Annotated in this window: 10 protein-coding genes; 7 read left to right on the plus strand and 3 right to left on the minus strand. The window is 73.5% G+C overall.

Annotated elements, in window-relative coordinates; genetic code table 11:
- Nucleotides 1-4: 4 nt before the first annotated feature.
- Entirely contained in the window at nucleotides 5-337 is a 333-nt protein-coding gene (gene cutA / locus ACF06X_RS02590; protein WP_392285331.1) for a divalent-cation tolerance protein CutA, read from the plus strand.
- Nucleotides 334-774, plus strand: coding sequence for a gamma-glutamylcyclotransferase family protein (locus ACF06X_RS02595; protein WP_392285332.1), 441 nt, complete (start codon nucleotides 334-336; stop codon nucleotides 772-774). Before cutA ends, ACF06X_RS02595 begins: the two co-directional genes overlap by 4 nt.
- Here ACF06X_RS02595 and ACF06X_RS02600 read toward each other — a convergent pair.
- The 3 genes from ACF06X_RS02600 to ACF06X_RS02610 form a co-directional block, all read right to left on the minus strand.
- Nucleotides 725-2,827 carry a molybdopterin oxidoreductase family protein gene (locus ACF06X_RS02600; RefSeq protein WP_392285333.1) on the minus strand — a complete coding sequence of 701 codons (2,103 nt, stop codon included), beginning with the start codon at nucleotides 2,825-2,827 and terminating at the stop codon, nucleotides 725-727. The two genes, ACF06X_RS02595 and ACF06X_RS02600, sit on opposite strands and share 50 nt — an antisense overlap.
- A gap of 132 nt (nucleotides 2,828-2,959) precedes the next feature.
- Complete coding sequence (locus ACF06X_RS02605) at nucleotides 2,960-3,688, minus strand: vancomycin high temperature exclusion protein (protein ID WP_392285334.1); 729 nt, start codon at nucleotides 3,686-3,688, stop codon at nucleotides 2,960-2,962.
- A 31-nt stretch (nucleotides 3,689-3,719) separates the two neighbouring features.
- Nucleotides 3,720-4,436: an aquaporin gene (locus ACF06X_RS02610; RefSeq protein WP_392285335.1), complete on the minus strand. Its 717-nt coding sequence runs from the start codon at nucleotides 4,434-4,436 to the stop codon at nucleotides 3,720-3,722.
- 78 nt (nucleotides 4,437-4,514) lie between these two features.
- On the opposite strand from ACF06X_RS02610, the gene ACF06X_RS02615 reads away from it, so the two are divergent.
- The 5 genes from ACF06X_RS02615 to dnaG all read left to right on the plus strand — a co-directional run bounded on the left by ACF06X_RS02615 (nucleotide 4,515) and on the right by dnaG (nucleotide 10,982).
- Nucleotides 4,515-5,237, plus strand: a complete 723-nt coding sequence (locus tag ACF06X_RS02615; protein ID WP_392285336.1) for a hypothetical protein — start codon at nucleotides 4,515-4,517, stop codon at nucleotides 5,235-5,237.
- A 281-nt stretch (nucleotides 5,238-5,518) separates the two neighbouring features.
- On the plus strand, nucleotides 5,519-6,313 hold the full coding sequence (locus ACF06X_RS02620) for a sirohydrochlorin chelatase (RefSeq protein WP_392285946.1): 795 nt from the start codon (nucleotides 5,519-5,521) through the stop codon (nucleotides 6,311-6,313).
- A 37-nt stretch (nucleotides 6,314-6,350) separates the two neighbouring features.
- Complete coding sequence (locus tag ACF06X_RS02625; protein ID WP_392285337.1) at nucleotides 6,351-7,646, plus strand: deoxyguanosinetriphosphate triphosphohydrolase; 1,296 nt, start codon at nucleotides 6,351-6,353, stop codon at nucleotides 7,644-7,646.
- Between the two features lie 151 nt (nucleotides 7,647-7,797).
- On the plus strand, nucleotides 7,798-9,057 hold the full coding sequence (locus ACF06X_RS02630; RefSeq protein WP_392285338.1) for an NAD(P)/FAD-dependent oxidoreductase: 1,260 nt from the start codon (nucleotides 7,798-7,800) through the stop codon (nucleotides 9,055-9,057).
- A gap of 29 nt (nucleotides 9,058-9,086) precedes the next feature.
- On the plus strand, nucleotides 9,087-10,982 hold the full coding sequence (dnaG, locus tag ACF06X_RS02635) for a DNA primase (RefSeq protein WP_392285339.1): 1,896 nt from the start codon (nucleotides 9,087-9,089) through the stop codon (nucleotides 10,980-10,982).
- Nucleotides 10,983-10,994: the final 12 nt, after the last annotated feature.

Below are 10,994 nucleotides of genomic sequence, written 5' to 3' on the forward strand. Positions count from 1 at the left end.
AGACGTGACCGTCGCACCCACCGCACTCACCGTCCTCACCACCGTCGACAGCGCCGAGAAGGCCGAGGCGCTCGCGCGCGGGGCGGTCGAGGCCCGCCTCGCCGCCTGCGCGCAGATCGTGGGACCGATCACCTCGGTCTACCACTGGCAGCGGGCGATCGAGACCAGCGAGGAGTGGCAGATCGTCTTCAAGACGACGCAGACCCGCTACGACGCCCTGGAAGCCCATCTGCTGGCCGTCCACGACTACGAGACCCCGGAGATCGTCGCCACCACGATCGTCCGGGCCTCGGCCGCCTACCTGGAGTGGATCGAGACCGAGACGGCCGTCCCATGATGCGGCCGTTCTTCGTCTACGGAACGCTCCGCCCCGGCGCGTACAACCACGACCGCTTCCTCCTCGGCCGCACCACCCGGGAAGAGCCCGCCCGGCTCCCGGGCGCGCTGCTGTACGAAGGGCCCGGCTACCCGTACGCCGTTCCGGACGAGCACGAGGGCGAGATCGTGGGCGATCTCCTGACCCCCGCGCCCGGCGCGTACGGCGAACTGCTCTCCGTACTGGACGCGCTGGAGGAGTACTTCGGGCCCGGCCATCCGCTCAACCTGTACGAGCGGGCCGAGCGCGAGGTGGTACGGGTCGCCGACGGGGCCCGCGTCCCGGCGTGGGTCTACTTCGCCGCTCCCGGCACTCCCCTCGGTACGCCGATCACCGGCGGCGACTGGCTCAGGCGGGAGGCTGTTCCACAGTCTCCAGGCGCACCGCGCACACCTTGAACTCCGGCATGCGGGACACGGGGTCGAGGGCGGGGTTGGTGAGCGTGTTCGCCCGTCCCTCGCCCGGCCAGTGGAACGGCATGAAGACCGTGTCCGGCCGGATGGCCGTGGTGACCCGGGCGGGCGCCACCGACCGGCCGCGTCGCGAGACCACCGCGACGCGCTCCCCGTCGGCCACCCCGAGGCGGGAGGCGAGCCGCGGGTGGAGCTCCACGAAGGGGCCGGGCGCGGCAGCGTTCAGCTCGTCGACCCGTCGGGTCTGGGCGCCGGACTGGTACTGCGCGACCACGCGCCCGGTCGTCAGCACGATCGGGTAGTCGGCGTCCGTCTCCTCGGCGGCGGGCCGGTGCAGGACGGGCACGAACCGCGCCCGCCCGTCGGAGGTGGCGAAGCGGTCGAGGAACAGCCGGGGCGTGCCCGGGTGCGGCGCTTCGCCCTCGGGGGGTTCGGGGCACGGCCAGAAGACGCCGTCCTCCTCCCGGATGCGCCGGTAGCTGATGCCGGAGTAGTCCGCCGGGCCGCCGGCGGAGGCGCGGCGCAGCTCGTCGAAGACCTCCTCCGGGTCGGTGGGGAAGCCCTTCTCCCAGCCGAGCAGCCCGGCCAGCGCGTGCAGCACCTCCAGGTCGCTGCGGACCCCGTCCGGCGGGGTGATCGCCCGCTGCCGCAGCAGGACGCGCCCCTCCAGATTGGTCGTGGTCCCGGTCTCCTCCGCCCACTGGGTGACGGGCAGCACCACATCGGCCAGTTCGGCGGTCTCCGAGAGGACCACGTCCGCGACGGCCAGGAAGTCCAGGGAGCGCAGCCGCTCCTCGATGTGGGCGGCGCGCGGCGCCGAAACGACGGGGTTGGAGCCCATCAGGAGCAGGGACTTCACCTCTCCGCCGAGGGCGTCGAGGAGTTCGTACGCGCTCCGCCCCGGTCCCGGCAGCGACTCGGGGGCCACGCCCCACACTTTGGCGACGTGCGCGCGGGCGGCGGGGTCGTCGAGCTTGCGGTAGCCGGGGAGCTGGTCGGCCTTCTGGCCGTGTTCGCGGCCGCCCTGGCCGTTGCCCTGCCCGGTGAGGCAGCCGTAACCGGAGAACGGCCGTCCGGCCCGGCCCGTCGCCAGGCAGAGGTTGATCCAGGCGCCGACGGTGTCGGTCCCCTTCGACTGCTGCTCGGGGCCGCGCGCGGTGAGCACCATCCCGCTCTCCGCGTCGCAGAACATCCGCATGGCGTCCCTGAGCAGGGGCACGGGCACGCCGGTGATCCGCTCGACCAGCTCCGGCCAGTGGGACATCGCCCCGGCCCGGGCCGCCTCCCACCCCTCCGTACGCTCGCGGACGAACTCCTCGTCCACCCGGCCCTCGGCGACGACCAGATGGAGCAGGCCGAGGGCGAGCGCGAGGTCGGTGCCGGGGCGGGGCGCGAGATGGAGATCGGCGTGCTCGGCGGTCCGGGTGCGGCGCGGATCGACGACGATCAGCTTTCCGCCGTTCTCCTTCAGCTCGGTGAGGTAGCGCAGCGCGGGCGGCATGGTCTCGGCCAGGTTGGAGCCGACCAGGATCACGCAGCCGGTGCGCGGGATGTCCTCCAGGGGGAAGGGGAGTCCCCGGTCGAGCCCGAAGGCCCTGGTGTGCCCGGCCGCCGCCGAGGACATGCAGAAGCGGCCGTTGTAGTCGATCTGCGAGGTGGCGAGGACGAGCCGGGCGAACTTGCCCAGCGTGTACGCCTTCTCGTTGGTGAGACCGCCGCCGCCGAAGACTCCCACGGCATCGGGTCCGTGGTCGGCGCGGGTGCGGCGCAGCCCGTCGGCGACGGCGGCGAGAGCCTCCTCCCAGGTGGCGGGCTTCAGGGCGCCTGTGTCAGGGCAACGGACCAGGGGCCCGGTCAGCCTCACCCGGGAGGAGAGCACGGCGGGGGCGGTGCGGCCCTTGCCGCACAGCGCGCCCCGGTTGACGGGGAAGTCGGTGCGTTCCACCACCTCGACGGAGCCCGCCGCGGGGCTCAGCGACATACCGCACTGGAGGGCGCAGTAGGGGCAGTGCGTGGGGGTGGCGACAGCATCGGACATGTACGAGAGCGTGCGACGCGCGTGTTACGGGCGGGGTCGCCCCCGATTACGAAAACGGTGCATCGTGCTCCGCCGAGCCGCCTCGGCCGGGTGAGGCCCCGGGCCGCGGGGGCGGCGCCCGCGCCGGCCGCCCTACCGCGCCGAGGCGAGCGCCTCCGTCACACCCTTCTCGCGCTCGCCGAGGAAGTGCGGATCGGGCCGCAGGGCCGCGTCCAGGGCCGCCTTGCCCGCGGCGAACAGCTCCCTCGTACCGCCGTAGTAGAAGGTGGCGTCGTGGGGTTCGACGACCCCGACGCCGTACGACTCGATCCCGGCCGCCCCGCACAGCGCCACCGCGCGCTTGATGTGGAAGTCCTGCGTGACGAGGACGGCCCGGTCGACGCCGAAGATCTTCTTCGCGCGGACGCAGGAGTCCCAGGTGTCGAAGCCCGCGTAGTCGCTGACGATCCGGCCGTCCGGCACCCCGCGCTCGGCCAGATAGCCGCGCATGGCGTCGGGCTCGTCGTACTCGATCCGGCTGTTGTCCCCGGTGACGAGGACGACCTTGACCTTGCCGGAGCGGTAGAGCTCGGCGGCGGTGTCGAGGCGGTGCGCGAGGTACGGCGTGGGGCGGCCGTTCCACAGGCCGGCGCCGAAGACGACGGCGACGTCCTGGGCGGGGACGTCGGCGGTGGTGCGCAGCCGGCTGTCGGCGACGGCGTGCATCCAGGTGGCCGGCGCGAGCGCGAGGACGGCGCCGAGCATGAGGGCCTGGACGGTCCGGCGGCGGGCGCGGGTGGTGCGGGGGAGCAGCGGGGGCCGCCCCGCCCGTTTCAGCCGGGCGGGTATGCGAACCCGCGTGTGAACCCGTACGCGCCGCATGGACGAACCTCCGTGGATCTTGCCTGCCCCGTCACCTCGTTCGACGCAGAACGGGCCCGGCCGGTTCGCCCGCACCGTACAGAAGCGCGGCGAGGCCGACGCCGAGCAGCGCGCCGAGCAGCTGCGCCGCGATGAAACCGGGCAGGGAGCCCGGGGCGATCCCGGTGAAGGAGTCGGAGAAGGCGCGGCCCACGGTGGCCGCCGGGTTGGCGAAGGAACCCGAGGAGGTGAACCAGATCGCCGCCGCGATGTATCCGGCCACGGCGACGGGTGTGGCCGAGGCGCGGCCGATGTGCCGCAGGCCCTGGATGAGCAGGACGAGCCCGGCGGTGGCCACGGTCTCGCCGAGCAGGAGATGGGTGTCCGAGCGCATCTGGGTCGACCAGGTGCCCGGCGTCCGCCCGAACATGGCCTCGGCGAGCAGGGCGCCGGCGACGGCGCCGGCCAGCTGCGCGGCGAGGTAGAGGGCGACCTCGCGGACCCCCGGAGCCCCTTCCCGGCCCCTTCGGGACCACCAGTCGGCGAGGGTGACGACCGGATTGAGATGGCCTCCGGAGAGGGGGCCGAAAAGGACGATGAGCAGACCGAGTCCGATGGCCGAGGCGAGGGAGTTGGCCAGCAGGCGTACGCCGACGTCCTGGCTGAGGTCGGCTGCTTGGATGCCGGATCCGACGACGACGGTGAGCAGGGCGGCGGTACCGAAGAGTTCGGCGACGAGGCGCCGGGAGAGAGACGGGGACATTCTCATGGTGGAAAATATATTCCGGTGTGCGGAAGGTTTGAAAATGAGGGGTGGGGGAAGCAGCCGCGCCCGTACGATCCGCGAATGATCACCGAAGCCGTCCTCGACAACGCCCACTGGTGCGAGGCCATGTGCCGCGCCCACGGCCGGCCCGGCACCTTCGGCCCCCGCGCCTGGACCAACCCCGTCCGAACCCCGCTGTACTACCCGGACGCGGTGACGCTCACCGAGGACGCGTCGGTACGGGACGTGCTCGACGGCGTCGACGGCGTCGACGGCATCGGAGGAATCGACCGGGGCGCCCCCGGAGCCTCGGTCAAGGACAGCTTCGCCCGCCTGGACCTGGCGGCCGAGGGCTTCCAGCTCCTGTTCGAGGCCCACTGGATCCACCGGCCGGCCGGACCTCCCGTACGGCCGCCGCGGGACACGCGGTGGCGGGCCGTCCGCACAGCGGCGGAGCTCGCGGCCTGGGCGACCGCCTGGAGCGGCGGCGACGCGGACGAGGCCGCGCTGTTCCGCGCCGAGCTGCTCGCGGATCCGACCACGACGATCGTCGCGGGGCGGGGAGACGACGGCCGGATCGTCGCAGGAGCCGTACTGAGCCACAGCGGCCCGGTGACCGGTGTCTCCAACCTCTTCGCGGCCGAGGGCACCGACCCGGCGGAGTCGTGGGCCGGCTGCCTGAGCCTGGTGGGCCCGACCCGCCCCGTCGTCGGCTACGAGTCCGGCGACGACCTGCTCCCCGCCCGGGCCGCCGGCTTCGCTGAGATCGGGCCGCTGCGGGTCTGGCTGGACACGGGCGCCTGACAGCCGGCCGGGAGGGGCGGTGAGCCCGCGGAAAAAACTCGTGACCCCCGCGCAACGGGGAGGCAACGAGCGGCCGTCAGGATCGGTCCATGACGGAGCCGGACAGCACGTTCGACAGCACCGCCGAGCTGCTCGGCCGGATCACGGCGCAGCTCGGCACCCAGCTGACTCTCCTCCACCGCGACAGAACGCGCAGGCCGCCCATGAGCACGCCCGTGAGCCCGACGACCCTGAGCACGCCCATGAGCCCGTGCACGCGTCCGCCCATGAACCTTCTGCCCATGAACCTCCTGCCCATGGACCCGCCCATGAGCCCCTCCACGCGTCCGCCCACCCTCATAGCCGTCGGCCACGGCAGCCGCGACCCCCGGGCGCGGGCCACCCTCGCCCTCCTCCTCGACCGGGTCCGCGAGCTCCGGCCCGGCCTCGACGTCCGGCTCGCGCACATCGAACTCAACGCCCCGCTCCTCGACCACACCCTCGCCGGCCTCGCCGAGGAGGGCGGCCGGGACGCCGTGCTCGTCCCCCTCCTCTTCGGCCGCGGCTACCACGTCAAGCACGACCTGCCCGCTGCCGCCGCCGCTGCCGCGCCCGCCCTCCGTACCCGGATCGCCGCCCCCCTCGGCCCGCACCCGCTGCTCGTCGAGGCCCTGGCCGACCGGCTCGCCGAGGCCGGCTGGACCCCCGCCGACAGCGCGTCCCGCTCGGCCGCCGTCGTCCTCGCCGCCGCCGGCTCCCGCGACCCCGAGTCCACCGCCGACATCCGCCGCACCGCCGCGCTCCTCGGCGAACGGCTCGGCGGGGTCCCCGTCGTCGCCGCGTACGCCTCCGCCGCCACGCCCACCGTCCCCGAGGCCCTGCGCGCCCTCACCGCCCGCGGCCGGCACCGGATCGCCGTCGCCTCCTGCTTCACCGCCCCCGGCCTCTTCGCCACCCGCACCGCCGCCCACGCCCCCTGGATCGCCGCGGCCCCCCTCGGCCCCCACCCCGCCCTGGCCCGCCTGATCCTCCACCGCTACGACCGCGCCCGCACCACCCCACACACCGCCCACCCCCGCGAACTCGCCACCGCCTGAAGGCGTACCTGTCGGTCCCGCCGGTTACCTTCGGTGCATGGAAGGCATCACGGACACCCCCGGCTACGACGAGACCGCCACCGAGCGCTGGGCCACCGAGCCCGACAAGCGGCCCGGACGGACCGCCTTCCAGCGCGATCGCGCGCGCGTGCTGCACTCCAGCGCCCTGCGCAGACTCGCCGGGAAGACCCAGGTCGTCACCCCCGGAACCCGCAGCTACGCCTGGGACGCCAGCCCCCGCACCCGCCTCACCCACTCCCTGGAGTGCGCCCAGGTCGGCCGCGAACTGGGCGCCGCGCTCGGCTGCGACCCCGACCTCGTCGAGGCCGCCTGCCTCGCCCACGACATGGGCCACCCGCCCTTCGGGCACAACGGCGAACAGGCGCTCAACGACTTCGCCAAGGACTGCGGCGGCTTCGAGGGCAACGCCCAGTCGCTGCGCCTGCTCGCCCGGATCGAACCCAAGCGCTTCATCTCCGACCCCGGCACCGGCGAACCCGTCAGCGTCGGCCTCAACCTCACCCGCGCCGCCCTCGACGCCGCCACCAAATACCCCTGGCCGCGCGGCGGCCACCCCGAGGACCCCGACTCGCCCAAGTTCGGCGTGTACGAGGACGACCTCCCCGTCTTCGACTGGGTCCGCCAGGGCGCCCCCGCCCACCGCAAGTGCTTCGAGGCCCAGGTCATGGACTGGTCCGACGACGTGGCGTACTCCGTGCACGACTTCGAGGACGGCCTGCACGCCGGACACATCGACCCGAACATGCTCTTCTCCGAGCCCGAGCGCGCCGACATCTGGACGGTCGCCATCGGCCGGTACGTACCGCGGGACACCGACCCGCAGGAGCTGGCCGACGCACTCGACCGCCTCGTCGACCAGGAGTGGTGGCCGCACGGCTACGACGGATCGGCCGTCGCCCAGGCCCGGCTCAAGGACGCCACCAGCCAGCTGATCGGCCGCTTCTGCCTCGCCGCCGAGGGCGCCACCCGCCAGGCGTACGGATCGGGCCGCCTCACCCGCTACGGCGCCGAACTGGTCGTCCCCCGCGAGACCCGCAACGAATGCGCCGTCCTCAAGGCCGTCGCCGACCGGTACGTCATGCAGCGCGCCGAACAGGAGGCCCTCCGCGCCGACCAGCGCATCGTTCTCGCGGAGCTCGCCGAGGCGCTCACCGCCCGCGCCCCCGAGGGCCTCGACCCGCAGTTCCGCGCCCTCTTCGACGCGGCCGGCGACGACCGGTCCCGCAAGCGGGTGATCATCGACCAGATCGCCTCCCTCACCGACGCCTCCGCCCGCACCCTCCACACCCGCCTGTGCTCCCGCCGCCCGTAAGACACCACCGGCCCGAGACACCACCGGCCCGCGGTCGCCCCCTTCCGCCATCACGCTCCGTGCGGGACGCTCGGCTGAGGGCCCGGGGCGGTACGGCTCGCCGAACGCCCGGAGGCGTAGCGTAGAAGCGGTCGCAACGAGGAGGCATCAAGTGGTCGACGCAGATCAGACCTTCGTCATCGTCGGCGGGGGCCTGGCCGGGGCCAAGGCGGCGGAGACGCTCCGTGCCGAGGGGTTCAACGGCCGAGTGATCCTCATCGGTGACGAGCGCGACCACCCCTACGAACGCCCACCCCTGTCCAAGGGCTACCTCACGGGCAAGGAGGAGCGCGACAGCGTCTTCGTCCACGAGCCCGCCTGGTACGCGCAGAACGACATCGAGCTCCACCTCGGGCAGCCCGTCACCGCCGTCGAGCGCGAGGCCCGCACCGTACGCCTCGGCGACGGCACCACCATCCGGTACGACCGGCTCCTCCTCGCCACCGGTTCCGAGCCGCGACGCCTCGACATCCCCGGCACCGGCCTCGCCGGCGTCCACCACCTGCGGCGCCTCGCCCACGCCGACCGGCTGCGCCAGGTCCTGGCCTCCCTCGGCCGCGACAACGGCCACCTGGTGATCGCCGGCGGCGGCTGGATCGGCCTGGAGGTCGCCGCCGCGGCCCGCGGCTACGGCGCCGAGGTCACCGTCGTCGAGTCCGAGCCCACCCCGCTCCACCACGTCCTCGGTCCCGAGCTCGGCCAGCTCTTCGCCGACCTGCACGCGGAGCACGGCGTCCGCTTCCACTTCGGCGTCCGGCTCACCGAGATCATCGGCCAGGACGGCATGGTCCTCGCCGTCCGCACCGACGACGGCGAGGAGCACCCCGCCCACGCCGTCCTCGCCGCCGTCGGCGCCGCCCCGCGCACCGCCCTCGCCGAGGCCGCGGGCCTCGCCCTGGTCGACCGCGCCCACGGCGGCGGCGTCGCCGTCGACGAGTCGCTGCGCACCTCGGACCCGGACATCTTCGCGGCCGGCGACGTCGCCGCCGCCCACCACCCGCTCCTGCACACCCGGCTCCGCGTCGAGCACTGGGCCAACGCCCTCAACGGCGGCCCGGCCGCCGCCCGCGCCATGCTCGGCCAGCCGGTGTCCTACGACCGCGTCCCGTACTTCTTCTCCGACCAGTACGACCTGGGCATGGAGTACTCCGGCTGGGCGCCCCCCGGCTCGTACGACCAGGTGGTGGCCCGCGGCGACGTCGGCAAGCGCGAGTTCATCGCCTTCTGGCTGAAGGACCGCAGGGTCCTCGCCGGGATGAACGTGAATGTGTGGGACGTCACAGACCCCATCCAGCGGCTCATCCGATCCGGTGCCCAGGTGGACCCGGAGGCCCTCGCGGACCCCTCCGTACCCCTGGAGAACCTGATCTGACCACCCCGCCGCCGCCGTAGACTTCACGCGTGGCAGGCAGGATCAACGATGACGACGTGAAGGCGGTACGGGACGCGGTCCCGATCGACGCCGTCGTGTCCGAGTACCTCCAGCTCCGCAACGCCGGCGGCGGCAACCTGAAGGGCCTGTGCCCCTTCCACGACGAGAAGTCCCCCTCCTTCCAGGTCAGCCCCAGCAAGGGCCTCTTCCACTGCTTCGGCTGCCAGGAGGGCGGGGACACCATCGCCTTCGTGATGAAGATCGACCACCTCTCCTTCTCGGAGACGGTCGAGCGCCTCGCCGCCAAGGCGGGCATCACCCTGCGGTACGAAGAGGGCGGCTACAACCCCGGCCACCAGCGCGGCGAGCGGATCCGCCTGGTCGAGGCCCACCAGGCCGCCGCCCGGTACTACATCGAACAACTCGGCAGCCCCGAGGCCGAGATCGGCCGGAAGTTCCTCGCCGAGCGCGGCTTCGACCAGGCCGCCGCCGAGCACTTCGGCGTCGGCTACTCCCCGGCCGGCTGGGACCACCTCACCCGCTTCCTGCGCGGCAAGGGCTTCTCCGACAAGGAGCTGATCCTCTCCGGCCTCTCCCAGGACGGCCGCCGCGGCCCCATCGACCGCTTCCGCGGCCGGCTCATGTGGCCGATCCGGGACGTCGGCGGCGAGGTCGTCGGCTTCGGCGCGCGCAAGCTCCGCGACGACGACAACGGACCCAAGTACCTCAACACGCCCGAGACGCCGATTTACAAGAAGTCCCAGGTGCTGTACGGCATCGACCTGGCGAAGAAGGACATCGCCAAGGTCAGCCGCGCCGTCGTCGTCGAGGGCTACACCGACGTCATGGCCTGCCACCTCGCCGGCGTCACCACCGCCATCGCCACCTGCGGCACCGCCTTCGGCGGCGACCACATCAAGATCCTCCGCAGGCTCCTGATGGACAACGGCTCGGCCCGCGTGATCTTCACCTTCGACGGCGACTCCGCCGGCCAGAAGGCCGCCCTGCGCGCCTTCGAGGACGACCAGAAGTTCGCCGCCGAGACGTACATCGCCATCGCCCCCGACGGCATGGACCCCTGCGAGCTGAGGCTCGCCAAGGGCGACCAGGCCGTCGCCGAGCTGGTCGAACCGCGCACCCCGCTCTTCGAGTTCGCGCTGCGCCAGATCGTGAAGCGCTACGACCTGGAGACCCCGGCCGGCCGGGCCGCCGCCCTCGACGAGGCCGCCCCGATCGTCGCCCGGATCAAGAACGTCGCCTCGCAGCACGAGGTCGCCGTCCAGCTCGCGGGCATGCTCGGCATCCTCGACACCCAGTTCGTCGTCAGGCGCGTCGCCCAGATCGCCCGCTGGTCCCGCGACCGCGGCGGCCGCGGCCCCGCGCCCGCCCCCGGCCCGAACCGGCAGACGGCCGCGCCCGCCCAGGCGCCCGCCGGCCCCGCCGGCCCCGCGCTCAACCTGCGCAGCCCCGCCCACCGCACCGAGCGAGAGCTGCTCAAGCTCGCCCTCCAGCGGCCCGAACTGGTCTCCCCGGCCTTCGACGCGTACGGCATCGACGAGTTCACCGCCCCGCCCTACGCCGCCGTCCGCCAGTGCATCCAGGACGCGGGCGGCGCGACCGGCGCGCCCCCCGACTACCTCGACGCGGTCCGCGAGGCCGCGCCCAACGACACCGTGCGCGCGCTCGTCACCGAGCTCGCCGTGGAGACGATCTTCGCCAAGACGGTCGACGAGGCCTACGCCGGCGACCAGCTCGTCACGGTCCGCCTGCGCGCCGTCGACCGCCGCATCCGCGACGTCCAGGGCACCCTCGCCCGCCTCGGCGGCAACGGAGACCCCGAGCGGGTCGCCGCCGTGCAGAACGAGCTGTGGGTGCTCACGCAGTACGGCCAGTCGCTCCGGAACAACGGGGCCGCGGCGCTCTGACGTTCGGTGACC

The sequence above is a fragment of the Streptomyces sp. NPDC015346 genome (assembly GCF_043078785.1).
GTDB lineage: Bacteria > Actinomycetota > Actinomycetes > Streptomycetales > Streptomycetaceae > Streptomyces.

Bases quoted from the DNA above. Each gene is read 5' to 3' on its own strand.
- ACF06X_RS02610 (WP_392285335.1), bottom strand. From the start codon at position 4,436: ATGAGAATGTCCCCGTCTCTCTCCCGGCGCCTCGTCGCCGAACTCTTC.
- ACF06X_RS02600 (WP_392285333.1), bottom strand. From the start codon at position 2,827: ATGTCCGATGCTGTCGCCACCCCCACGCACTGCCCCTACTGCGCCCTC.
- ACF06X_RS02625 (WP_392285337.1), top strand. From the start codon at position 6,351: ATGGAAGGCATCACGGACACCCCCGGCTACGACGAGACCGCCACCGAG.
- ACF06X_RS02615 (WP_392285336.1), top strand. From the start codon at position 4,515: ATGATCACCGAAGCCGTCCTCGACAACGCCCACTGGTGCGAGGCCATG.
- ACF06X_RS02605 (WP_392285334.1), bottom strand. From the start codon at position 3,688: ATGCGGCGCGTACGGGTTCACACGCGGGTTCGCATACCCGCCCGGCTG.
- ACF06X_RS02595 (WP_392285332.1), top strand. From the start codon at position 334: ATGATGCGGCCGTTCTTCGTCTACGGAACGCTCCGCCCCGGCGCGTAC.
- ACF06X_RS02620 (WP_392285946.1), top strand. From the start codon at position 5,519: ATGAACCTCCTGCCCATGGACCCGCCCATGAGCCCCTCCACGCGTCCG.